This window comes from Acinetobacter pseudolwoffii, assembly GCF_002803605.1.
GTDB lineage: Bacteria > Pseudomonadota > Gammaproteobacteria > Pseudomonadales > Moraxellaceae > Acinetobacter > Acinetobacter pseudolwoffii.
The window spans coordinates 364,837-389,730 of record NZ_PHRG01000002.1; the positions used below are offsets into that span (position 1 = coordinate 364,837).

A 24,894-nucleotide genomic window follows, 5' to 3' on the forward strand; every position below is an offset into this window, starting at 1 on the left:
GCTAAAAGAATGCTAAATTTCATTCCTCAAGTCATTTTGCTGACAAATTGTTTTTTGCAGCTGGCTGTGAATGAAATTTTCCTATCCCCCGTTCTGTTTGTTTAGTTTATAGTCATTACAAACTCAATAAGGATATTCGACTGGACCCCATAATGGATCAAAATCTTGTTCATGCTGTAGATCACACCATCACCACTCGCCATTCAGTGCGTGCTTTTTTAAATACCCCCGTTAGTACAAATACCTTAAAAGAGATTTTGGCGGTGGCCAGTCGCGCACCCTCAGGAACCAATACCCAACCTTGGAAAGTGTATGTGGTAACAGGTAAAAAGCGCGATGAACTCGTGCAACGTGTCTGTCAGGCCCAAATGCAAATCTATGCCAATCCCGAGCTGGCGGAACAATACCAAGAAACCTTTGCCTATTATCCTGAACAATGGCTCTCGCCGTTTATTGAACGTCGTCGTGAAAATGGTTGGGGCTTATATGGTTTGCTGAATATTCAAAAAGGTGAAAAGGAAAAAATGGCGCGTCAGCAGCTGCGTAATTTTGAATTATTTGATGCACCGGTGGGACTGTTTTTTACCGTACATCGTTCTTTGGCGATTGGTTCCAAAATGGATGTTTCAATGATGATCCAGAATGTCATGCTGGCCGCAAAAGCCCGTGGCCTGGATACTTGCCCGCAGGCTGCCTGGAATCATTTTCACCCGATCGTGCTTGATCTGGTCGGCGCACCTGATGATGAAGAGCTGGTCTGTGGCATGGCCTTGGGCTATGCCGATACAGAGCAGATCATTAACAGCTTTATTACGCCGCGTGTCCCGGTAGAAGAATTCGCTGTATTTATTGATGAGTGATTGAATCAAGGCTGAGTCTATCGACTTGGCCTTATTTTCAGATCTTTAGATTTTATCTGGCCAGAGCCAGATCAGGCATTTATTCATGTTTGAATACTGGCAGCTCAAGTTGACAAATTGCCCAGACGGCAATACAAACAAAAACCAGCATAATCAATGCCATATTTAATAAAGCATTCCAAACCAGAAAATTTAGTAAAAGCCCGCCCAATAAGCCACAGACAAATTGCATACTGCCCATAATCGCGCTAGCAGTTCCTGCACGTGCACCCTGCTTCGCCATAGCCAATGCCATAGCATTCGGGCCAGTAAAACCGATCGACGCCACCACGACAAACATGCCTAGCAAGACCAATGCAATAGAATCTACATCCAGATAGCCAAGCAATACTAAAACGAAAACACCCACTAACTGTAGAACAATGCCGATTTTAAGGCGTTGCAATATCGAGAAACGTCCGGCCAGACGTTTATTCAAGGTCGAAAATAACATGATCCCGACGGCATTGGCACCAAAGGCATAGGCAAACTGCTGCTCAGTCAGTTGATAACGATCCATCAAAATGGCCGAAGATGCACTGATATAACAGAACATCACCGCACTGGAAAAACAGCCGGCATAAAGCGGATGTCGAAAGCTTTGATCCTGAAAAATGCTACGGTACAAACTTAGAACCTGTTGAACGCTCAGCTTGAGACGGCGTTCTGGTTCCAGAGTTTCTTTAAAGAGAAAATGTACACAGGCCAGACTCAGCAGACCGCAGCCCATCAGCACCAAAAAAATCACATTCCATTCATAAAACATCAACACCCAGGCCCCCAGACTCGGCGCGAGAATGGGTGCAATCGCGGTCACAATCATCATGCTGGCAAAAGCCTGAGCTGCTGAATGCATATCCAGACGATCACGAATGGCCGCACGGGCCATGACCACCCCGACACAACCACCCAAGGCCTGCAGAATCCGTGCAGCGATCAGACTCCATTCATCCTGTGCAAACACACACAGCAGACTTGCCACAATGTATAAACACAGCCCAAAATACAGCGGTGGTTTACGCCCAATCCGGTCACTGATCGGCCCATAAATCAGTTGCCCCACAGCCAGACCGAAGAAGTAAGCCGGCAAGCTATTCGAGACCATTTGAGTACTGACGCCAAAATCTGCTGCCATCGCCGGCAAGGCAGAAAGATACATATCAATGGATAAAGGCCCGAGCGCACTCAGCGCCGCTAGCAAAACAATCCAGGACATGGCATAAGGTGGTTGTACGATTTTATTCGATGGCATAAGCATGAAGATTTAAAGCGCTAATATGCAGACAAGTTAACACAGTGCATAGTATGATTTAACTTGAAATGAAATTTTATAAACCTACTATTTTTCATTGGCATATTCAGATTCACCTGTAAGACTGCAGTATAAAGGACGACCTTTGAAATCTTGGCTCACTCGTCTCAAGCAAACCACCTATAATACGACCTTGATGTATAACCTGCGTATGATGACGGCATTTGCAGGTACCGCCTTTGTTCCCTATTTTATGGGGCAACAATTGATGACGATTCCCCTGACTTTAGGTGTGGTCGCAGCCGGTTTAAGCGATATTGATGACCGCTTTTCGGTGCGTATTCTCAATCTGCTGTATACCTACATGGGTTTCTTTATTACTGCGGTTGGCGTTTATCTGCTCTATCCTTATCCGCCGCTGTTCGCCTTGGCCTTGATTGTTTCTTGTATTGGCCTGATTCTGCTTGGCTCCCTTGGCAGGCGCTATGCCACAATTTCTTATGGCTGTCTGGTGGTTTCCGTCTATGCCATGCTGGGTGTCGAACTGTTCGATGAATGGTATAAGCAGGCCGGCTTGCTGGTCATCGGTGCGATGTGGTACGGCATTCTGTCGACACTCAGTTTCCTGGTCTTCCCTGCCCGGTTGGCACAAGACAAGCTTGCCACCTCTTATGCTTCGCTTGGTGACTTTTTATATGCCAAGTCCAATCTGTTTGATGTGGACATGACCCCGACCAGTTATCAGCAGAGCATGATTGATCTTTCTCTTGAAAATGGCAAACTGATTGCCATTTTTAACGAAATGAAAACGGCGCTCTTGACCCGTCTAAAAGGCGACCGTGGGCAAAAAGATACCCGTCGCAGTCTGCAATATTATTTTGTGGCGCAGGATATTCATGAACGTGCCGATTCAGCCCATATTGATTATCAGAAACTGGCCAAGATTTTCCAGCACAGCGACATCCTGTTCCGCTTTCAGCGCATCATGTCGATTCAGGGCAAAGCCTGCAAGGACCTGAGTGAAAGTTTGCTGCTGCGCAAGCCTTATGTACATAACAAACGCTTCAAGCATGCTTTTGACAATCTTCGGCTGTCTCTGGAGAAATTACGTCAGGATCAGCATTATGATCAGGTCTGGATTAATGCTTTATTTTCACTATTTCAGAACCTGAAATCGATTGATGCCCAGTTACGTAACCTGGAAACCGAGCAAAGTATCAAAGCCGAGCGTTTTAAACATATTGAAAACCAGCTCAGAGATGATGACCTGAAAGGCTGGGACGACATCAAGGTTCGAATTAAACAGCATCTCACTCCAGAATCGGTGCTGTTCCGGCATGCCATCCGCCTGTCGATTGTGCTGCTGATCAGCTATATCTTTGTACAGGTCAGCAATATTGAATATGGTTACTGGATTTTATTAACTGCACTGTTTGTCAGCCAGCCAAACTTTAACGCCACCAAGCGGCGTTTACGTCTGCGGATTGTCGGTACCTTGGTCGGTATTATTTTCGGTTATGCCATTTTATATTTTGTACCTTCTGTCGAAGGACAATTATTACTGCTGGTGTTCAGCGGGATCTTGTTCTTTGAATTGCGTAGTAAACAGTATGCCCAAGCCACGGCCTTTATCACGATTCTTGCCTTGATCAACTTCAATCTGGATGGTATGGGCTTTGCTGCGGCTATCCCGCGGATGATTGATACCCTGATTGGCTGTGCCATTGCCTGGTTCGGGGTCAGCTTTATTTTCCCGGACTGGAAGTTCAGACGTTTGCCGCGCAGTATCAAACGCAGCTTGCAGGCAGAAGCGGACTATTTAAGTGAAGTGATCGAGCAATATAAATCGGGGCGTAATAATGGCCTGAAATATCGGATTGTGCGCCGTGCTGCCCACAATACCGATGCAGAGGTGGCTTCACTCATTTCGACCCTGGCCACTGAACCGGATATTGATCCGGTACAAAAATCGCTGGCCTTTGAGTTCCTGTGTCTGAACCATACCTTTATCAGTTATATCGCCGCGCTGGGTGCGCACCGGGGAAGAATTGAGGATCAGGACATTCTGAATTTACTGGATAATGCATTAGAGAACATTCGCGGTGCATTATTACGAGACGAAACGCCCGATTTAAGGGCGCAAAATATGATCGTCCATATTCGTCAGCGCCTGTCACATGATCAGGAACAAGATCAGAAATCTCTGATCATTTTGCAGCAGCTGTCTTTAATGTTCAGTATTTTAAACCAGTTGAGCCAATTGAAACAAAGTTTGAGTCATGAGCGTGATGAACAGGCAACAGAACTCGGTTCATTATAATTTGGATGATTTTGGAACAATATACTCACTGAATTGGTACAATTAATGCTAAACTTTTTACAGTTTTAAATCTGCTAGTTTCACTATGACCGCGAAAAATTTATACGCTTATACCCTACAGCCTGTGAACTATGAAATTTCAGAAGCCGAGCAGCGTCATGCTCAGCTGGTGATCTGGCGTAGTACCAATAAAATTGGCATGAAAGCATGGCTGATCATGGGTGCTGTTGTTGCACTTTCTATTCTGGGCCTTCTGCTTCTCAAGAACTATTCAACCGTGTTCTGCTGGGTGGCGATTGCCTGTGTGGTGTTGTATTACCTGATCCGTACCTTTGGTCTGGAATGGTATGTTAAACGCAAGATGAATGAATTTCCGGTACAGGAAATCAAAGGTGTTCGTCTGGGCGTACAACCGCACGGCATCATCATGCGTCAGAAAATGGGCATGCAGGAAGGTGTGGGTGCGATCAGCTGGAAAGACATTTATGAATGGTACAACACACCAGAATTCATGTTGGTCAATTTCAAGGTAAAAGGCCAGCAAGGTGCTTATATCCTGCCTAAACGTCTGGACAGCAAAAACTTTTCTTTTAACACGATTCGTAAGCATCTAGAAGCAGAAGTTGGCGCAGCCAAACAAATCTAAACTTGTACACGTTTCAACAAAAAACCTCCTGCCCCGGCATGGAGGTTTTTTTAATCCTAAAACAATAAATGATAATGAGAATAAATATTATCCTCAACACCTATAATTCAGTATTAAAGTTCAGTTATAATTTGCCCACTTTTATAAAGCTCACCCTTAATCTGACGACCATGTTTAAAAAAACATTTTTCCAAATCCACTGGTTTCTGGGGATTACAGCAGGTTTAATCCTCTCTTTGATGGGCGTCACTGGCGCAATTTATTCCTATGAACAACAAATCTTAAAATGGATAAATAACGACAGTTATACGGTTCAGGTTCAGCAAGGTGACAAACTTACGCCTGCTCAGCTGTATCAGCATTTTCAAAATACCACTCCTGAGATGAAGATTAACAGTATTAGCGTGGCACAAGATCCAAGTGCTTCAAGTACTGTAAATATTGCCAAAGAGGGAGCACGGCGTGGTCATAACATCCTGATCAATCCCTATACTGCCGAAGTTTTGCCTGAGATTAAGGGTCGAGAATTTTTCCAGTTTATTCAGCAACTGCATCGTAATTTAACGGTTGGCCCGGTCGGCAAACAGATTACCGGTGCTTGTACTTTAATGCTGATTTTTTTCGTCTTGTCCGGTCTTTACCTGCGCTGGCCAAAACGTCATTCGATCAAGCAATGGTTCTTTGTAAAACCCAAGCTGAAAGGCCGTAATTTTATCTGGGATCTGCATGCTGTTGTGGGAACCTGGGTGGTGATTTTCTACCTGATTCTGGCTTGTACTGGTCTGTACTGGTCCTATGACTGGTGGCGTAGCGGGATGTTTAAAGTTCTCGGCGTTGAACGTCCACAGCCTACCATGCAAGCCAATGCGGGCAATAATCGTGGTGAAGGACGTCAAGGTGGCGAACGCGGCCCACGTGGTGAAGGACGCGAAGAAGGCATGAATCCAGAACAGATTAGCCGCGCGCTAGATTTGAGCTGGACTGGCTTTAATACTGAATTTTCAGATAAATATTCCACAGTAACCTTTAATCTTCCCAAAAAACCCGACGGCAGCATGCAGCTCAGCTTTGTCGATCCGGTTGCCCAACATGAACGTGCGCGGAACAGTGCCACTTATAATTACCAGACAGCCGAATTTACAGAAGTTGAGCTCTATGAAGATAAAAAGCTCAATGAAAAGATCATGAGCAGCATGTTACCGGTGCATCGTGGCAGCTTCTTCGGCCCGATCTACCAGTTCTTTGCCATGGTCGCAGCCTTGTTAATGCCATTATTCTTTGTGACAGGCTGGATGCTGTATCTGAAACGTCGTAAACAGAAGCGCTTAACGCTGGCAGCACGTCAGGGTGCGACTTTAGTAAACCTAGATGAAAATTCCAAACCGTGGCTCATCGCGTATGCCTCACAAACAGGTGTCTCAGAACAACTGGCTTGGCGTACAGCAACTGCCCTGCAGGAAGCACGTCAACCGGCAACAGTAAAAGCGGTACAACAACTGACGCTTGCCGATTTACAGCAAACTGAGCAGGTATTATTTGTTGCCAGTACTTATGGCACAGGTGAAGCACCTGATCTGGCCTCTTCTTTTGAGAAAAAAATCCTGTCTGGCAAAGCTGATTTGCGGCATTTAAATTATGCGGTGTTGGCGCTCGGTTCTCAAGAATATCCGGATAGCTATTGCAGTTTTGGTCACCGTATTGACCAGTGGTTGCAGCAAAATGGTGCCCAGCAGTTATTCACTACCATTGAAGTGGATAATGCCAATAATGAGCACATCCAGCAATGGAATACTGCACTGGCACAAGTAACTCGCCTTGAACTGCAAGCCATGGGTATCGATAAAACCTTTGATCAGTGGACACTGACTCAACGTGAAATCCTCAATCCAGGTAGTCTGGGTGCTCCTGCCTTTAATATCGAACTGATTCCTGAGCATGAAGCAATCTGGCAAGCAGGTGATATTGCCGAGATTCAGCCAGCTAACAGTCCGGAACGTATTCAGGCATTTATGCAACAACACAATATTGCTGCCGGCACACAAGTGCCTTCTATGCAGCAAAGCATTGAGCGCGCGCTTTGGGATCGTGATCTGACTCAGGCAGAACCTTTTGATTCAATGGATCAGCTCCTCAAGCAATTACCGGCTTTGGCATCACGTGAATACTCGATTGCCAGCATTCCAAGTCAGCAAGTCCTGCGTCTGGTGGTACGTCAGCAAGCTGATGCGAATGGAAATCTAGGTCTGGGTTCAGGCTGGTTAACCCAGCATGCCGCACTCAATGCACCGATTGCGCTACGCATTCGCAGCAACGAATCGTTCCACCTGATTGATGATAACCGTCCGATCATTTGTATTGGGAATGGTACCGGTATTGCTGGTTTAATGAGTCTGCTCAGCTCCCGTAACCGTCAGGAATACACCCAAAACTGGCTGATCTTCGGTGAACGTCAGCGTGAACATGATTTTTTCTTTGCAGAAACCATTCAGGCCTGGTTGCAAATGGGAACCCTGAAACGGCTGGATCTTGCGTTCTCTCGTGACCAGCAGGAAAAAGTCTATGTGCATCATAAATTACGGGAACAGGCTGAAGAGCTGAAAACCTGGGTTGCCCAAGGCGCAGTGATTTATGTCTGTGGTAGCATCAATGGCATGGCCAGTGATGTCGATCAGGCCCTGACCGAGATACTTGGTGAAACGCTGCTCGATCAATTACGTCTGGATGGCCGTTATCGCCGTGATGTATATTAAGATGAACTGATATACTAAAAACCGGGCGCAATAGCCCGGTTTTTGAAAATACAAAAGTAATAATAAAAATATGAATAAGAAAAAAGGAAACTTGGATGTTCAATCAACTTAAACGAAGTCTCAGTCTGATCTTTGGCTTGATCCTCTGTATCAATAGCGTCTGGTTACTGAATCAGGATCAAAGGCATTTTGGTATCATGCTGTCTATCATCATTGCTGTGGCACTGATCCTGTATGCCCTGCTTTTTTCATCTATTCAGCGCTGGAAACAAAATTCTCGACTCAGAACATTGTTCTGGAACAGTCTCTGGGGCGGATTTTTATTCTGGATCATCAGTGTCGCGGCTTTCTTCGCTTATATCCAGATGTCGATTAACTCAAATATTCCTGCACAACCGGCTACAGCGATTCTGGTATTAGGTAGTGGGATTAACCAGGGTCAACCCTCACCCATCTTAAAAAATCGTCTGGATACTGCAGCAAAATATGCAGAACAATATCCAGATACGTTGATGATTATGACCGGGGGACGAAATTTCCGGGAAAGACAAAGCGAAGCTGAAGTCATGCAACATTATATTCATATGACCTATCCGCAGCTCAAAAACCCGATTCGCGTAGAAGATCAAAGCAGAAGCACCCAACAGAACCTGCAATATTCTCAGGCGATCTTGCAACAACAGAATATTGATCGAAATGAGCCTATTGTGATTGTGACCAACGATTTTCATAGCCCGCGTGCCCGTGCCATTGCCAGACATCAGGGCTATCAGCAAGTGATCAGTCTGAGTGCCAGCACTCCTCAGAATGCTCGCTACCATTCATGGCTACGTGAATATTTTGCGTTGATTAATGGCTGGCTGCTGAATGAATATTCACTGTTCCAATAAACAAGCTATTTAACAACAAGAAAATTAATTTAAACGAATGTGTCTTGGCAAAGGCATATCCGGATTTTTAAAAAGTTCCGGCTTTTGCACATAGATCTGATACAGATAATTTTTGATATCCAGTAATAATTTTTCCGGTGCCACCAGAATATTCTGCCCTTCTGGCGTCAGATCAAGAGACACAATGGTACTTTCCTGACGTAAAAACGGAATCACTTTCTCTACAAAATCCTTGAGACCAATTTCCTGAATATCGTAATTCACCCAATTGTCTTTAATCAGCAGACGAGCCAGACCTTTACTGTGCCAGCAAGCAAATGCACGCTGTCCAGTAGGGGTCGCACACAAAGCCCAGCCATCCTGATAAAGCGCAAAAATGCCGGCATTCGCGACAATCGATTCAATATACTGTTTATAAAGGTGTTGGGGGTCGTATGTAGTTTGAGATTTGGTCGCTGCCTTGCGCTGATATGGATTTCTCATCGTCGTGAAACCTTCAAATTATTATAGACTTCAAATTCTATGAAATGTTCAGTGTTTAGGCAAGAAAGATATGGTGGGCGCTGACGGGATCGAACCGCCGACATTCTGCTTGTAAGGCAGACGCTCTACCAACTGAGCTAAGCGCCCTGAGAGAAACAACAGCGTTGTTTTTAATGACGCAAGACAAGGAATGTCTTGGTATATTGAACACTCAGATCTCAGGAATCCAAGCTTCTCATCTTAGGATGGCGCAGCGGACGGGGCTCGAACCCGCGACCCCCGGCGTGACAGGCCGGTATTCTAACCAACTGAACTACCGCTGCATCGTAAGAATTGGTGGGCGCTGACGGGATCGAACCGCCGACATTCTGCTTGTAAGGCAGACGCTCTACCAACTGAGCTAAGCGCCCTGATAAAGAGTGTCAATCTTTAGTTTAATCAAATTTAAGCTCAGGGACCTAAATTTAATTTCTTTTGAAATGGCGCAGCGGACGGGGCTCGAACCCGCGACCCCCGGCGTGACAGGCCGGTATTCTAACCAACTGAACTACCGCTGCATCGCAAAAGATTATGGTGGGCGCTGACGGGATCGAACCGCCGACATTCTGCTTGTAAGGCAGACGCTCTACCAACTGAGCTAAGCGCCCTCAAAAGGTCTATCGTATAAATGGCGCAGCGGACGGGACTCGAACCCGCGACCCTCGGCGTGACAGGCCGATATTCTAACCAACTGAACTACCGCTGCATTTACACAATGTCGCTATTGTGGCAAACGAGAATCAAGATCTTAAAGTGGCGCAGCGGACGGGGCTCGAACCCGCGACCCCCGGCGTGACAGGCCGGTATTCTAACCAACTGAACTACCGCTGCAACTATAAGGTCTCAACATGAAAGAGCTTGGTGGGCGCTGACGGGATCGAACCGCCGACATTCTGCTTGTAAGGCAGACGCTCTACCAACTGAGCTAAGCGCCCTTTCTAAACGTCTATCATCGTTTGATGGGTGCATTATAGAGAATCTGCACAGCCTGTCAAACGCTTTTCGGAATGTTTTCCACTTTTTAGGTGTGAGTGATTAAAAAATAGGTTGTTTGTTAAAAAAAACAACACTTTTTGTTTATTTTTTAAGTCTCTACCGAAATTTTTTAATTTCCAAAATGAAAATCACAACAAAATTTCCTGTCTTCTCTTGCGAGATTTCAGACTCACTCAGGCAGTATGCTTTAGTTCCGATCAAGAATTATACAAAGCTTTAAAATTACTCGGCGTTGTGTTCATGTAATCTTTCAACTGTCATTTATTTTTATGTGAAAAATAGCGATAAAGTTTAGCTTTAGACGATGATTCAACCCGTTTCATGCTGTAAAAATAGGATCTGGATCAGATTAATAAATGTCTTAAACTGTATTAAATCATCTCATCCCGCCCGTAAAAACAAAATCATTTTCACATGACATTAAAGATCGATTCATTATTCAGTATGCACACCCTTCAGCATTTTTGAATCTAATGCATGTTCCGAGATATACACCAAGGCATTCTCACCCACCAGGTCAAAGAGTTCAGCGACCTCCAGATTACGCATACGAATACAGCCATGAGAAAGTGGCTCTCCCATCATTTCTGTTTCTGGCGTGCCATGAATATAGATATAACGTTGATAGGTATCGCAGCCCTCGCCTTGATTAAAACCGGCTTCAAGCCCACTCAACCATAAAATACGGGTCAAGATCCAGTCACGTTGCGGAAACTCTGCTGCCAGTTCAGCATCATAAATTTCACCCGTCGCCTGACGTGCAATAAATACACTGTTTAAAGGTGCATTCTGGCCAAACTTTTCAGCGATCTTGTGCCAGCCACGTGGGGTCTTGCCACTATTTTCAGTTTCACCAATGCCATTTTTACCAGTGGAAATCAGATATTGCTTGTTTAGACGTGGCAAATACAGCTTTTGTTGGGCGAGATCAATCAGGATATCTGCTTGATCCAGATGCAAGGTATTCATGACTTGTTATTCTCTGAATCTACTTTATTTAACTCTGTTTTCTTTAACTTTATCTCTGTTTTTTCAGGATGAATCGTTTCTTGATGAAGCATCACCTGATCCGGTTCAGGACGTCGCCATAACCAGATGGCCACAATCAGCATGGTGATATTGGTAAAGGCTTTTACTGCCAAGGGTGCGGTAGTAAACAGCATGATAATCCCGCTGATCAGCATCATGATACTGGCCAGCCATTTGGCCTTACGCGGTACAGTACCATGTGCCCGCCAATCTCTTAAAGTCGAGCCATATTTGGGATGGTTCAATAACCAGTTATCCATTTGTGACCAACCTTTAGATGCCGCCCAAGCAGCCAGAATCAAAAAGACCGTTGTTGGCATACCCGGCAGGATTGCACCGATAAAGCCCAGGATCACAAACAGCACCACCAGACTCCGCCAAAACAACACTTTCATACATCAACCCTAACCGCAGAATTCAGGTAGTATAAAGCGTTTTCCGATACTGTCCGTTGTATTTCTGCACTTTTCACAGGTTGTACCATGTCTTTTTCCAGTTTAAACCAAAATCTTGTAGAAGCATGGCATCGTTATCAACATCCTCTGGTACGGCAACTGGCATTTGCTGTCGGCAGTCCGAATATCCTGTCCGGTATTCCCGAGGAGCTTGAACTCATACATCGCTTTGAGCTGCATGACAGCCAGACTTGGCAGCAATATCTTAGCCAGTATCATCCACGTTTGGAATTTCTCGATCAGCATCCAGAAGAATTAATCGAATTTGTGCAGCAACTGAAAAGCACGCGTTTGGGGCTGCGCTTTGAAATGCTGGTCTGGTTCTGGTTACTCGACGATGCTTATCATCCCTATCGGCTACTCGGTCATAGTATTCAGCAAATTGAGGGTGCAAAAACCTTGGGTGAACTGGATTTCCTAGTCCTTAATACCGATACCGGACTGGTTGAACACTGGGAAATTGCCCTGAAATATTATCTGGCCGAAGCAGATTTTAGTCTGCCGCATTGGTACGGTTTGAACCGCACCGATACCTTAATCAGAAAAATGAACCATTTCACACAAAAACAGTTCCAATTTGATGAAGCTTTAGCACATTCTATTCAAAAACGTTTTTGTGTGATGAAGGGACAGTTGTATCTGCCGCCCCATCATGCTGACCAGCCTATTCCCACCTGGATTAATACCAAGCGTCGCCTAGGTCTATGGGGACAGCATATTCCTGCTGCACAAGACGCGTTCTATCGCCTGCAGCGGCATGAATGGATTTATCCGCAAGCCCAGCCAAGCAGTTTGACTGCGACCTGGTGGACGGATGGTCTCTATAAAAAAATCGATCGCAATGACTTCTATATGTATCGCCAACCGGTACTAAGCCAGTATCCATCACATAAGCCCCTATAAAGCATTACATTTATTAACCGAAGCACTATGAAAACCACATATTTTTTAGTGCGTATATTTTCTACTCTAAGTTCCACATCATAATAATTTTATTATTGATTATACGGAGATGATGATGAAAAAAATTCTTGCTGCTTCATTAATGATGGCTTTTGTATTAACTGGCTGTAACACCGTAAAAGGTATGGGCAAAGACGTGTCTAAGGCGGGCGATGCGGTAACCAATACTGCTGAAAAAACCTCTGACGAAATCCGTCAAAACTAGTTTTTTCTTAAATGCTCATAGAACCCTATCTCAGATAGGGTTTTTTTATATCGATCGTTCACATTCAAGCCGATATTCGCCTATTATAGAGCCGAGAAAATTATCGACTGTTGAAAACCGCATGAGCTCTTCCGCTACTCTCGATTTAAGCCTGCAACTATTACGTCAGCCTTCTGTCACCCCCATTGATCATGACTGCCAGAATATTATGGCGGAACGTTTAAAAAAGATTGGTTTCAATATTGAATCCATGCGTTTTGAAGATGTCGATAATATCTGGGCACGCAAAGGCACAGAAGGTCCGGTCTTCTGTTTCGCTGGCCATACCGATGTGGTGCCAACGGGCAACCTGGATGACTGGAACTCAGATCCATTTTTACCCGAAATCCGTGAAGGTAAACTTTATGGTCGTGGCAGTGCCGACATGAAAACGGCTTTGGCAGCTATGATCGTAGCGACAGAACGTTTTGTAGAAAAATACCCAAATCATAAAGGTTCAATTGCTTACCTGATTACGTCAGATGAGGAAGGCCCATCAATTAATGGTACAGTCAAGGTCATTGAAACCCTGGAAGCGCGTAATGAAAAAATTACCTGGTGTCTGGTCGGTGAACCGTCAAGTACCCATAAACTGGGGGATATTGTCAAGAATGGCCGTCGCGGTTCTTTAAATGCCAATCTCACGGTAACAGGCAAACAAGGTCATGTGGCATATCCGCATCTGGCAGTGAACCCGATTCATAGCGCCTCTAAAGCGATTGCCGAGCTGTGTGACACCGTCTGGGACCATGGCAATGAATATTTCCCGGCAACCACTTTCCAGATTTCCAATATCAATTCGGGTACAGGCGCAACCAATGTTGTTCCGGGTAGCATGAATCTGCTATTTAACTTCCGTTATTCAACTGAAGTGACTGCCGAAGAACTTAAAGCACATACTGTGGAAATTCTGGATCGTCACGGTGTGGATTATGATATTTCCTGGACTTTATCTGGCTTGCCATTTCTGACCCCGGTCGGCGAGCTGGTCAATGCAGCTAAAACCGCTATTCTAAATGTCACAGGCACTGAAACCGAGCTTTCTACTTCTGGTGGAACCTCGGATGGCCGCTTTATTGCACCTACAGGCGCACAGGTACTGGAACTTGGGGTGTTAAATGCCACCATCCACCAGATCAATGAGCATGTTGATATTGCCGATCTGGAGCCACTGGCTGAAATTTATGAGCAGATTTTGGTAAATTTACTTGCCAATTAAGTAAATTCATAACGCAATAAAAAAGGAACTCCATGGAGTTCCTTTTTGATATTTAATAGTTTGCATTACAGCCCGATTGTAGCCTGAATATTCGTCATATTCGGAATATGAAACAGCTGTTCATTCATTCGTACATATTGAAAGATGGCAGGATCATTCACCGGCTGATCGACATCGACCACTTCAGAAATACGAATCCGGATGGTTTTCGGCATTTCATTGCACATTAGGGCAAAACGCTGATTGATCTCATCACCTTCAATCACCAATGCCACGCCATGTTGACGTGAAGGCTCATTGATGGCATAGACTGGCAATTGTGCTTCATGCCATTCCACTGTCTTGACCTGGGTATTGCTGTCCAGCGCTGACAGCACAATGTTTTGTGGCAATAACATCGGATCTTTGCCATGACAGTCAATAATATAGGCATCAATAAATCCGGTCGATACCGTAATCAGATGCTGAAGTTCCTGCTGGCTAATCTGATCAGCCATCTTGCTCGTCGAATTGCTCTGACTCATCGATTACCCCTGTTTTTCGGCAATTAATTGTTGAATATTGGCCAGCAGTTCAGCTTCCTGGAACGGTTTACCCATATAGTGGGTCACGCCCAGACTGAATGCACGTTCACGATGTTTCTCACCAGTACGCGACGTAATCATGATAATCGGCAAGTCACGGTGAATATCATGGTGACGAACCAGGTTGGTGACTTCAAAACCATCCATACGTGGCATTTCGATATCCAGCAGCATCAGATCTGGTCTGACATTTTCTAGCTGCTCGATCGCATCTACACCATCTTTGGCGGTCACAATGTCATAGCCCTGACGTTCAAGCAGACGCGAAGTTACCTTACGTACTGTCACCGAGTCATCGACAATCATCACCAGACGGCGTGCGTTAGAATGACGCGAACCATCACGCTGATCATGCATCTGTTTCACACGCTGTGTCGCCTGAATCTGACGCGCAATATTCTGGCCATCGAGAATCAGACAGACCTGACCATCACCCAGAATCGTAGCACCCGCCACTACCCCGATGTTGGCAAACTGCTGTCCAATCGGTTTCACCACAATCTGTGCACGTGAACCCACCAGTTGATCGACCAGCAAGGCAATGGTTTGGCCACTGTTGCCCTTAATCAGAAGCACCGGCAATGAATGACCGACATTATTCAGACGTGGAATCGGCTGAGTACCGACAAATTCCGACAGATAACGCAGCTTGTAGTTTTCACCATCAATCTTGAAGTAATCATCTTTACTGTTAAAGTAAGTTTCCAATGTGGTCGGCGCAATCCGCACGATTCGGTCAATCTGCGCCAGAGAAATTGCATATTGCTGATCGCCCGCTTTCACCATCAAGGCATCACTGACGGCCACTGTCGTCGGTACGCGAATCGTAAAGACCGTGCCCTTACCCAGTTCCGAGCTGACCGAAACATGACCGCCGAGCAACTTGATTTCACTTTGTACCACGTCCAGACCAACGCCACGACCAGAAATCTGGGTGACTGCTTTTGCGGTAGTGAAACCAGGATGGAAGATATATTGTAGTATTTCATCCTGATCAATCGGCTGGTCGGCTTTGATCAGATCCAGACTGAGGGCTTTCTCACGAATTTTCTCCGCATCGATCCCCTTGCCATCATCACTGAAAGAAACGATGACATCGGTTCCTTGGCGGCTGATGTTCAATACAATAGAACCCACTTCCGGCTTGTTCAATGCCAGACGATCTGCGGTATCTTCCAGACCGTGGTCAATCGCATTACGCAACATATGTTCAAATGGCGTAACCAGACGTTCCAGAATATTACGATCCAATTCACCTTCAGTATTCTGCACAATCAGTTCGGCAGGACGGTTCAAGGTGGTTGAGGTTTGACGCACAATACGTTGTAAACGCGGCAACATCCGGTCAAACGGCACCAGACGGGTACGCATCAGGCTTTCCTGAATCTCGGCCTGAATACGCGATTGTTGTAATAATAGACCTTCAGTTTCACGAATCTTGTCGGCCAAGGTGCTCTTGAAATCGACCAGATCCGATGCTGATTCTGCCAGAGATTTGGATAACTGGTTCAACGATGAATACTGGTCCATTTCCAGCGGATCGAAGTCGGCATAGCGCGAATTTTCTGAACCATGTTTGGCAATAATCTGTGATTCCAGCTCGCCTTCCATTCGACGCAACTGGTCGGCAAGTCGTTTGATCGCCAGTTCCATCTCGTTCAGGGTATTGCCGAGCTGACCCAGATCCATCTCGATCCGCGAACGGTTAATCGAGTTCTCACCCGACAGGTCAATCATCTTCTCGACCAGATCAGCAGAGATACGAATCATCTCGTTATTGCTATCGCTACTGCCTGTATTCGCCCACTCACCCATCATCTGTGGCGGTTCAGTACCATCACCCTCAACAAAACTAAAGTCGGTGCTGACCACCAGATGTTCTGTTTTTGCCAGACGCTCAGGCAATTGCGCAGTGACGTCCACATAAGCAATCTTTTTCAGACTGCTTTGCAGCTGCTCAAAACCGCTATAGTCGTGCTGGAAAATTGCCTGTTTTAACCAGGCCAGTGTTTTCTGCAATAAGCCATCATAGGCATTCGAGTTAAATTGATAAACTGCAAACTGCTCGAAAGTGGTTTCCAGTTCATAGGCAATGCTGGCCACCTCTTCAGTTTCAATCATGCGTGCACCACCTTTAATACTGTGGGCAGCACGTTGTAACTGAAGTAATAAACTACGGTCACTACGCTGATCAAACCATTGATTGAGCAGCTTCTCTGCATTGGCCAGAATTTCTTCAGACTCTTCGAGGAAGGTTTCTTCAACGATTGATTTCAGCTCATCTTCTTCAGAGCGTTCAACTTGATTTTCAGTAAATCCAGGGGTTTCAACTAATTTTTCTGTTTCAGCCAGATCAGTTGCAGGCTGTTCTGTCGCCACTGATTCTTCGAATGGCACTTCAGGAGTCGATAGCATCTCTAACGCGGTCACGTTGAATGCAGCAGTTGTGCTTTCAACAGCAGCCAACGTTTGCCCAGAAAGTAGTGCCTGAATATTTTGTAAAATTGCCACCGCTTCTGTCGCCGGATAATCAATGCCATCATCTCGAATGGACTGAATACGGTCGGACACGTTATCCTGTACCAGACGGACAATCTGGATTAAAGCAGGTGTTACGGCAATCTGCTGACGGATCACCCGTTCATAAATACTTTCCAGTTCATGGGCAATCAAACCGATATGCGAAGCCGCAATCATGTTTGCACCACCTTTTAAGGTATGCAAATGACGCATCAGATTGTTCAGTGAAGTCGTATCATCCTGTTTTTTGCTCCAGGTATTCAGATCTTCATCAATACCTGCCAGCAATTCATCGGCTTCTTCCAGAAAGATACCTAATAATTCTTCATCGAAATCACGGTTGGTTTCAGCACTCTCGCGCTGTTGACGATCGGCTGCAATACGCTGGCTCAAGGCAGCAAAATCTACGCTGCCTGTGCTTAAGGTGTCAGCCGTTGGGAGAATATCTGTGGTCGGCTCAAGGCCTGACGTTTCAGTATCTTCCGCAAAGATCTCAAGATCCTGTTGTACAAATGCCGACAGTTCACTTAAAGTTTTTTGAATGTCATCATTCAGAATGACGCGCTGTCCTGCGGCCAGGGTATCAAATAAATGAATAAATTCCTGATGTGCCTGTGCAAACAGTTCATAAGCATAATTGCTGTTTAACAGCACCGGCTTTTTAAGCAGGGCATCATAAGCCGATTTCAGATCTGCCGTGAATTCATGAATTCCTTTGGCCGCGCGGCTATCAGTATGCGCCAGTAATTCTGCAGCCTGTTGACTCAGTGCCTGGATATATTCCGGATAATCGACTTGTGCGCGTTTATCGAATTCAAACTCAGCATCGAGCAACAGGTCAATATCCAGCTCAACCAGTTTGGACACCAGACCTTGGGTTTGAACCGCATCTGATTCAGTGACCGCAAAGCCATAATCACTCCAGACTGCTTCAAAAGTGGCATAGACCGCATCTAGTTTTTCGGTATCCCCCTGACCTAATAAATGCACATAGTCACTGATAAATTCGGCATATTGAATCAGTAAGGCTGTTTCTTTTGAGGTCGAGACTATTTCATCTTGTAGCAAGGTTTTAAATAACTGTTCAACTTTAGAGCTGGCTTCAAAAATCTGTTCAATCTGCGCCATCGATGAACTGCCACGCAAGGTGTGAATGGCACGAATCAGGGCATTATAATCTTGTGATTTTTCATCTTCAGTACGCAGGAAGGTGGCAATCGTTTCCAGATGCTCTTCGGCTTCTTCAATGAAGATGGCCACGGTTTCTTCAATATCAGTGCGAACCGCTACTTCTACCGGCGCTGTTTCGATAATAGCAGCAGATTCACTTAGGTCATGATCTGCAATTTCCAGCCCTGTGGTCTGACCTTCGGCAGTCAAATGATCGGCCAATGCTAATAATTCTTCTAACGCAGGTTCAGGTGAAAGGTTTTGTTGTAATTGTTGTCCCAACAGCAGCATTGGACGCAGGTCGAGATCCAATTCCTGTACATGTTTGAATTTTGGATATAAAGCATATTGATAGACATTCAGTACCGCTTGGGCAAATTTTTGCACCATCGCTGTCAGCTGAATTGAACCGGACAAGACCCGGTTCAGGGTATCTTCAACTGCCCAGGCCATTTCCCCTGCCGATTTTGCACCCACCATACGACCTGAACCTTTCAGGGTATGAAAATGACGGCGAATGGTCTTCAGATTTTCCTGATGATCTGGATTGACCAGCCATTCTGGAAATAAAGCATTTAACTCAACGAAGATTTCTTCGATTTCCTCAACAAAAATTTCAAGAATTTCTGCATCTTGATCAAGATAACTATCTTCAGGAAGCGTTGTCGTTTCAACTAAATTTTTTAATATTTCTTTCATAGCTTATGCTTCTTACGTTATGCCGCCAAGAAGGGCGCTCAAACTTAATTGTGACCGTCACGCAATACCTAACGTTTGAGGTTAAGTACATCTTGTCGAGGCTTTATCTGTATTTTTTGAATGTGCCTCAATCGTAATTAAGGCACATTCTCCCCATCATCTCTAACTTTATTCTGGTAGTTTAAAGTCAGCTACAGATTCACGTAATGCATCGGCCATATTTGCCAGTTCAGATACCGAACGTGCTGTATCGAAGGTGGCACTGGTGGTTTGCGAAGTAATTTCCTGTACGACGTTCATCGTGGTCGCAATATGACCTGCAGATGCAGACTGCAGTTTCGCTGCATCAGAAATGTTCGCAATCAGTTTCGCCAGGTTATTCGATACGGTTTGAATCTCATCCAGTGCCACACCGGCATCTTTAGACAAGTTCGCACCACGTACAACCTCGGCTGTAGTTTGCTCCATCGAAATAACCGCTTCGTTGGTATCGGTCTGAATGGTTTTTACCAGGCCTTCAATCTGCTTGGTTGCAGACGCAGAACGTTCTGCAAGACGCTGTACTTCATCAGCTACAACTGCGAAACCACGACCGGCTTCACCCGCCATCGACGCCTGAATGGCTGCGTTCAATGCCAAAATGTTGGTTTGGTCGGCAATATCGTTAATCAAGGCAACGATGTTACCAATTTCCTGAGAAGATTCACCCAGACGTTTAATACGTTTTGAGGTTTCCTGAATCTGTTCACGAATCGTGTCCATCCCCTCAATCGAGCGTTGTACGACATCCGCACCATTTGCAGCAATTTGTACCGAACGGTCTGCTACCACAGCAGATTCATCGGCGTTGGCAGATACCTGATCAATCGACATGGCCATTTCGTTAATTGCCGCAGAAGCACCGGCAATTTCCTGAGCCTGATGTTCAGAAGCTTCAGCCAACTGGTTGGTAATGCCCTGTGTGGTTGCGGTATATTGCGCAACTTCTTGTGAAGTTTCAGTAATACGCGATACCAGGTCACGTAACTGGTCGATTGCAAAGTTAATCGAGTCGGCAATCGCACCGGTAAAGTCTTCCGATACGGTTGCGTATGAACGCAAGTCACCATCTGCAAGATCGGCGATCTCGTCAAGTAAACGTAAAATCGCGTTCTGGTTACGGTCATATTCTTCTTGTAAACGGCCTACACGCTGTTTATCGGAAACGCCTCGTAGCGACAGCAGTCTGAATACACAAAGCAGGAAACCCACTAATAATGCAATCAGCAATACTGCTGGAATAATGGTTTTAAGACCCGAGTTACCTGATAATTTGTTCAGGTTATCTAAAAGTACATCAGATTGAGCAAAAATAGATGCAGCCGCCTGACGAACTTTTACAATGTCAGTGGAGTTTTTCAGAATAATCGCAGATGCTGATTCCAGTACATCATCATATTCAGCCTTGATGCCTTCTAGAGATTCACGCATGGCCGGATCAGCAATACGCTGTACACCCAGTTCAGCAGAACCATTCAGTTGTGCATTTAAATAAGCACCGAAAGTTTCGGTATCGGCACTAAAGTCATCTGCCGATTCACGAGAACCGTCACTACCGGTCAGTACCAGACTGATGGAACGTAAAATACGTTCTGCGATAAATACCTGGTTCTTGGCAATCACTACCTGGTTCGATGGCATATCTTGACGCGCCATCTGGTCGACCATCAGGTTATATTCTGCCTGAATCCCCGGAATGGCTTCACCAATTGCAATGTTGGTGTCATATAACTGGTTAATGATTTTCTGTTGCGAAGCAATCAGGTCAATACCGCTAGAGACTTCTGTCCACTGCTTATCTACAGCCTGAAGTGCCTCATTATCTGAATGGATACTTTTAACGGTTTCCAGGTTCTCGGCAAAGGATTTTTGCGAGTCAGTCAGGTTTTTCATTGACTCTGGTGTACCCGAAGCCGTTGCTTCAGTTGCTTGGCGCGAAATCGTTTGCGAGAGGAGACGCAAATCACCCAGGCTCTGAGTGAGTTCGTTGGCACGTGGCACACTATAGAAAAGATACAATAAAGTGATCAGCGCGGCCAACAGACAGCCTGCTGCCCCATAAATCAGCGGTTTTGACTTTTCACTATCACCAAATACACGTGATAACTGATCTATTTGTGATTGAATCTTGGCGAAAAAAGCATTACCGCCTTTACGGCTGGTGCTTTCCCCTGTATTTTTCTTTTTAAGTTTAAAGCCCATGCAGCCTCTCCCCGGTTGACGCCTTGATCACTTTCGTGCGCGACATTTAATTTATAAATTTTATAGATGCGTTCATAAAGTTTGGATTTTGCAACAGACGACTGAATAAGAACACATGCCACTGCTGGTTGTGCTGATGGAAAAATCCTTGACAGTATTCTTGTAAGTTTTTATCCAGTTCAGATTTCTTCGAAAAGAAACTCTTCTTATTGAAATGTTGTATACCCAAAACTTGATCTACGACCAAACCGACATACTGGTCATTATGGTTGATGCACAATACTTTTTGAGTCGGTGAAAACTGACTGCTATGCCCTGATACGTATTGAGTCAGATCAGAAACTGATAACAGTCTTCCCCGGATATTCGCCAGACCCAACACCCATGCTTGTGTCTTGGGTACCGGCGTATATTTTGGGGGATAAATCACTTCTGATACTTCCCCCAGCGGGGCAACAAAATATTGCCCCATCATCTCAAAAGCAATGCCTGACCATCGGTTCACTTCATTGTCATTCGAAACGTAGTTTTTATTTCCCCGTTTCGCAATGCGAAGTAATTCGATAAATCCATTTGCTGCCATAGAGCTTATCCTGCATTGAGGTGTTGCTTAATTACTTCTATTAATTGTTTTTCATCTACTGGCTTGGTTAAATAATCTGCTGCACCCTGACGCTTGCCCCATACGCGGTCAGTGGCCTGATCCTTGGTACTTACAATCACAATTGGAATGTGTTTGGTGGTTGCCCCACGCGCAATCTGGCGGGTTGCCTGAAAGCCATTCACACCCGGCATCACGACGTCCATCAGGACCAGATCCGGCAATTCAGCCTGTGCCATGGTGACGCCATCTGCCCCATTGGCTGCTTCAATCACCTCAAAGCCATGTTTAGAAAGAATTTCTCTAAAGCGAAAAGTTTCTGTCGGTGAGTCATCCACAATTAGGATACGTGCCATGCCAATTCCCCAAAAAAATCAAATGTTAAGCACTAATATGGTTACGGATTGCATTCAGCAATTCATCTTTACTAAAAGGTTTGGTCAGGTATTCATCTGAACCCACGACACGACCTTTGGCCTGATCAAACAAGCCGTCTTTACTAGACAGCATAATCACAGGAATATTCTGGTAATTCTGAGAATTTTTAATTAACGCACAGGTCTGGTAGCCATCTAGACGCGGCATCATGATATCTACAAACACGATATCTGGATTTGCTTCAGCAATTTTTGATAAAGCTTCAAAACCATCTACCGCAGTAATGACTTCATAACCTTCGCGTTGAAGAAGAGTTTCAGCGGTACGACGAATGGTCTTTGAGTCATCAATCACCATCACTTTTAGATTTTGGAATTTATCGTCCATTTGTTTAACCCTTCCCATTTTAGAAACTATATGCCATAAGGCTCATAGGATTATTTTATTACGATCGATAAACATTTTTAACATAAAGTCACTTGTATTATCAACGAACATTTTCTACACAAGTAGACAAAATCAGTTATTTTTAACAACAGCTTCACATTTTACCCACGCCGATGTTTTTTTTTTGACTAACGGTAGTTTTTAATTCGTAAATTTAAGTCTAATATAACAAGATTATTACTTTAAAATAAGTAATTTAGTCAACTTTAAATTTAGGGAGCCAATGATGGGTCAGTTTTCAGAAAAACTTGCTGTCATTGATAAAAATAAAATGACTGGTCAATTCATTGTTGCTGTGCTGTTACTATTACAGGTGACCTTAGCTTGTGCCAACAATAACCAAATCCAGCAAAAGGCCACTTGGTACCGCTATTATGATAGTAAAGGCGTGGCCAATATCAGCACTAATGTGACGCCCAATCATATCCGTTACGGTTATGAAGCGCTTGACCAGAATATGCAGGTCATTAAACGTGCTCGTCCTTATAATGCCGAAGCCGATATCAGACAGGCTCCCCAACGTGCTCAACAGGCCAAGCGGATCGCTGAAGACAATAGAATGAAGCGAGCGTACAACAATAGTCAGACCGCCTTACAGAAAAAAAATGACAGTCTGCTACAGTTAAAAAAGCAAATTGATTTTCAGCAAGAACAAATGAAGCAATTGCAAAAAGATCGAGTGATGTTTGTACGCCAAGAACGTGAATATTTACGTAAAGGTAAGGCTCCACCGGCACACCTGAAAACCACACTTGAGAATAATCATAAAAATCTCATTTCCCAAAAAGAAAATATTCAATCTTTACAAAGTCGCTATCGAAATCTGGAAGCAGAATACGACAAAATTATCGCCCGTTTAAAAGCACTTGAATAAATACAGATAGCTTGTTTTGGTTTTAAACCACAATAAGCTGTAAGGACTCTTATGCAAACTGCACCACATGCTCATGGTTTAAATATGCCTTCTCCGCGCTCTATCCTAATCATGAGTGCACTTTGCTTAAATATGTTATTAGTGGCTTGTGATAAAAATGAACCCGTACAGCAAGCCGAAACACCCAAATCCATTGAAGTCATTCCTCAAGACCTGATTGCAGTACAGTCCGGCAACTCAGTTCAAAAAACAGCGTTTACCGGCACGATTCGGGCTGTCAATCAAAGCAGTATTCAGGCACAGGTGTCTGCCACCGCCACCAGTGTCAATGCCCAAGTCGGTCAGACCGTCTCCAAAGGTCAGGTGCTGGTACGGCTAAACAATCAGGACAATGCTGCCCGACTGGCACAGGCACGTGCCAATCTGGCCTCTACCCAAGCTCAGGCCAATCAGGCTCGAAACATGATGCAACGTAAAAAGCGTCTGCTCGATCAGGGCTTTATTTCAAAAGTAGAATATGAACAGAGTCAGGTCGATTATCAGGCACAGCTGGAAAATGTACGTGCCCAGCAAGCCAATGTCGATATTGCCGAGAAAGCAGATCGTGACGGAACCATGACCAGTCCGATCAGTGGCGTGATTACCCAGCGTCAGGTGGAACCTGGCCAAACCGTGGCGATTGGACAAACCCTGTTTGAAATTGTCGATCCTAAACAGCTGGAAATTCAGGCACGCGTGCCTAGTGACCTACAATCAAACTTAAGGCTAGGCAGTCAAGTCGAATACAGCATTCAAGGCAATCCCAATCGGCTCACTGCAGTGATGAGCCGGATTTCCCCGATCGCCGATCAGGCCAGTCGCCAGATCGAATTCTTTGCTACACCGAATGAAATGATTCCTTCTTTAAGTATCGGTTCCTTTGTAGAAGGCAATATTTTGAGTTCACGCCAAATCAGTGGGCAGATTATTCCCCTAGATACGCTGCAAGATATCCAGAACAAACCCTATGTCTGGGTGATTCGTCAGAATAAACTTATCAAGGTCAATGTGCAGGTACTGGAACAGCGCTATAACGACAATATTGCGGTGGTCAAAGGATTGGAAAGCACCGATCGGGTCAGCCGAATTAAATTTAGCGAAGCCGATCTACAAAAAACTGTCACACTTCGCTCGAACTAAAGCGCCTCACACAGGA

At 45.0% G+C, this 24,894-nt stretch carries 20 protein-coding genes and 8 tRNA genes; 10 read left to right on the forward strand and 18 right to left on the reverse strand.

Annotation, left to right across the window (positions count from 1 at the left end; all coding sequences use genetic code 11):
• Positions 1-152: 152 nt before the first annotated feature.
• Positions 153-860, forward strand: a complete 708-nt coding sequence (locus CWI32_RS06450) for a nitroreductase (protein WP_100534893.1) — start codon at positions 153-155, stop codon at positions 858-860.
• A gap of 79 nt (positions 861-939) precedes the next feature.
• On the opposite strand, the gene CWI32_RS06455 is transcribed toward CWI32_RS06450, so the two are convergent.
• The gene (locus CWI32_RS06455; protein WP_100534894.1) at positions 940-2,157 is read right to left on the reverse strand and encodes a multidrug effflux MFS transporter; all 1,218 of its coding nucleotides are present in this window, start codon (positions 2,155-2,157) and stop codon (positions 940-942) included.
• A gap of 139 nt (positions 2,158-2,296) precedes the next feature.
• Here CWI32_RS06455 and yccS point away from each other — a divergent pair, with 139 nt between their 5' ends.
• The 4 genes from yccS (at position 2,297) to CWI32_RS06475 (ending at position 8,757) form a co-directional block, all read left to right on the forward strand.
• Positions 2,297-4,471 carry a YccS family putative transporter gene (gene yccS / locus CWI32_RS06460; protein WP_074383432.1) on the forward strand — a complete coding sequence of 725 codons (2,175 nt, stop codon included), beginning with the start codon at positions 2,297-2,299 and terminating at the stop codon, positions 4,469-4,471.
• A gap of 85 nt (positions 4,472-4,556) precedes the next feature.
• The gene (locus CWI32_RS06465) at positions 4,557-5,117 is read left to right on the forward strand and encodes a YcxB family protein (protein ID WP_005169724.1); all 561 of its coding nucleotides are present in this window, start codon (positions 4,557-4,559) and stop codon (positions 5,115-5,117) included.
• 170 nt (positions 5,118-5,287) lie between these two features.
• Entirely contained in the window at positions 5,288-7,867 is a 2,580-nt protein-coding gene (locus tag CWI32_RS06470; protein ID WP_167381267.1) for a PepSY domain-containing protein, read from the forward strand.
• A gap of 95 nt (positions 7,868-7,962) precedes the next feature.
• Positions 7,963-8,757 (forward strand): YdcF family protein, encoded by a 795-nt coding sequence (locus tag CWI32_RS06475; protein WP_100534896.1) that lies wholly within the window; start codon positions 7,963-7,965, stop codon positions 8,755-8,757.
• 24 nt (positions 8,758-8,781) lie between these two features.
• Here CWI32_RS06475 and CWI32_RS06480 read toward each other — a convergent pair whose 3' ends face one another.
• The 11 genes from CWI32_RS06480 to CWI32_RS06530 form a co-directional block, all read right to left on the reverse strand.
• Complete coding sequence (locus CWI32_RS06480; protein WP_005097833.1) at positions 8,782-9,240, reverse strand: DUF2750 domain-containing protein; 459 nt, start codon at positions 9,238-9,240, stop codon at positions 8,782-8,784.
• Positions 9,241-9,311: 71 nt separating this feature from the next.
• Positions 9,312-9,387: transfer RNA gene (locus tag CWI32_RS06485), tRNA-Val, on the reverse strand.
• 99 nt (positions 9,388-9,486) lie between these two features.
• Positions 9,487-9,563 (reverse strand) — tRNA-Asp (locus tag CWI32_RS06490).
• 11 nt (positions 9,564-9,574) lie between these two features.
• A tRNA-Val gene (locus CWI32_RS06495) sits at positions 9,575-9,650 on the reverse strand.
• A gap of 70 nt (positions 9,651-9,720) precedes the next feature.
• Positions 9,721-9,797 (reverse strand) — tRNA-Asp (locus CWI32_RS06500).
• A gap of 14 nt (positions 9,798-9,811) precedes the next feature.
• Positions 9,812-9,887 (reverse strand) — tRNA-Val (locus CWI32_RS06505).
• 21 nt (positions 9,888-9,908) lie between these two features.
• Positions 9,909-9,985 (reverse strand) — tRNA-Asp (locus tag CWI32_RS06510).
• Between the two features lie 48 nt (positions 9,986-10,033).
• Positions 10,034-10,110, reverse strand: a tRNA-Asp gene (locus CWI32_RS06515).
• Positions 10,111-10,138: 28 nt separating this feature from the next.
• A tRNA-Val gene (locus CWI32_RS06520) sits at positions 10,139-10,214 on the reverse strand.
• Positions 10,215-10,710: 496 nt separating this feature from the next.
• Positions 10,711-11,244 carry a cell wall-recycling L,D-carboxypeptidase ElsL gene (elsL, locus tag CWI32_RS06525; RefSeq protein WP_005097834.1) on the reverse strand — a complete coding sequence of 178 codons (534 nt, stop codon included), beginning with the start codon at positions 11,242-11,244 and terminating at the stop codon, positions 10,711-10,713.
• A complete protein-coding gene (locus CWI32_RS06530) occupies positions 11,241-11,699 on the reverse strand; it encodes a YbaN family protein (RefSeq protein WP_100534897.1) in 459 nt (152 codons plus the stop codon). Before CWI32_RS06530 ends, elsL begins: the two co-directional genes overlap by 4 nt.
• 87 nt (positions 11,700-11,786) lie before the next feature.
• Here CWI32_RS06530 and CWI32_RS06535 point away from each other — a divergent pair, with 87 nt between their 5' ends.
• The 3 genes from CWI32_RS06535 to dapE all read left to right on the forward strand — a co-directional run bounded on the left by CWI32_RS06535 (position 11,787) and on the right by dapE (position 14,185).
• Entirely contained in the window at positions 11,787-12,662 is an 876-nt protein-coding gene (locus tag CWI32_RS06535; RefSeq protein WP_100534898.1) for a DUF1853 family protein, read from the forward strand.
• 112 nt (positions 12,663-12,774) lie between these two features.
• Positions 12,775-12,927: an entericidin A/B family lipoprotein gene (locus tag CWI32_RS06540; protein WP_004280704.1), complete on the forward strand. Its 153-nt coding sequence runs from the start codon at positions 12,775-12,777 to the stop codon at positions 12,925-12,927.
• Positions 12,928-13,048: 121 nt separating this feature from the next.
• Positions 13,049-14,185 carry a succinyl-diaminopimelate desuccinylase gene (gene dapE, locus CWI32_RS06545; protein WP_100534899.1) on the forward strand — a complete coding sequence of 379 codons (1,137 nt, stop codon included), beginning with the start codon at positions 13,049-13,051 and terminating at the stop codon, positions 14,183-14,185.
• Positions 14,186-14,250: 65 nt separating this feature from the next.
• Here the strand turns inward: dapE and CWI32_RS06550 are convergent, their stop codons facing one another.
• The 6 genes from CWI32_RS06550 to pilG form a co-directional block, all read right to left on the reverse strand.
• A complete protein-coding gene (locus CWI32_RS06550) occupies positions 14,251-14,709 on the reverse strand; it encodes a hypothetical protein (RefSeq protein ID WP_005097843.1) in 459 nt (152 codons plus the stop codon).
• A gap of 3 nt (positions 14,710-14,712) precedes the next feature.
• The gene (locus tag CWI32_RS06555; RefSeq protein ID WP_100534900.1) at positions 14,713-19,158 is read right to left on the reverse strand and encodes a hybrid sensor histidine kinase/response regulator; all 4,446 of its coding nucleotides are present in this window, start codon (positions 19,156-19,158) and stop codon (positions 14,713-14,715) included.
• A 168-nt stretch (positions 19,159-19,326) separates the two neighbouring features.
• Positions 19,327-21,399: a methyl-accepting chemotaxis protein gene (locus tag CWI32_RS06560; RefSeq protein WP_100534901.1), complete on the reverse strand. Its 2,073-nt coding sequence runs from the start codon at positions 21,397-21,399 to the stop codon at positions 19,327-19,329.
• A gap of 46 nt (positions 21,400-21,445) precedes the next feature.
• Positions 21,446-21,982 carry a chemotaxis protein CheW gene (locus CWI32_RS06565; protein ID WP_100534902.1) on the reverse strand — a complete coding sequence of 179 codons (537 nt, stop codon included), beginning with the start codon at positions 21,980-21,982 and terminating at the stop codon, positions 21,446-21,448.
• Between the two features lie 5 nt (positions 21,983-21,987).
• Positions 21,988-22,356, reverse strand: a complete 369-nt coding sequence (locus CWI32_RS06570) for a response regulator (RefSeq protein ID WP_005097847.1) — start codon at positions 22,354-22,356, stop codon at positions 21,988-21,990.
• Positions 22,357-22,381: 25 nt separating this feature from the next.
• On the reverse strand, positions 22,382-22,765 hold the full coding sequence (pilG, locus tag CWI32_RS06575; RefSeq protein ID WP_005097851.1) for a twitching motility response regulator PilG: 384 nt from the start codon (positions 22,763-22,765) through the stop codon (positions 22,382-22,384).
• Positions 22,766-23,051: 286 nt separating this feature from the next.
• Here pilG and CWI32_RS06580 point away from each other — a divergent pair, with 286 nt between their 5' ends.
• Both CWI32_RS06580 and CWI32_RS06585 read left to right on the forward strand, forming a co-directional pair.
• Positions 23,052-23,699, forward strand: coding sequence for a hypothetical protein (locus tag CWI32_RS06580; RefSeq protein WP_100534903.1), 648 nt, complete (start codon positions 23,052-23,054; stop codon positions 23,697-23,699).
• A gap of 51 nt (positions 23,700-23,750) precedes the next feature.
• Entirely contained in the window at positions 23,751-24,878 is a 1,128-nt protein-coding gene (locus CWI32_RS06585; RefSeq protein ID WP_100534904.1) for an efflux RND transporter periplasmic adaptor subunit, read from the forward strand.
• The last annotated feature ends 16 nt before the right edge of the window (positions 24,879-24,894 follow it).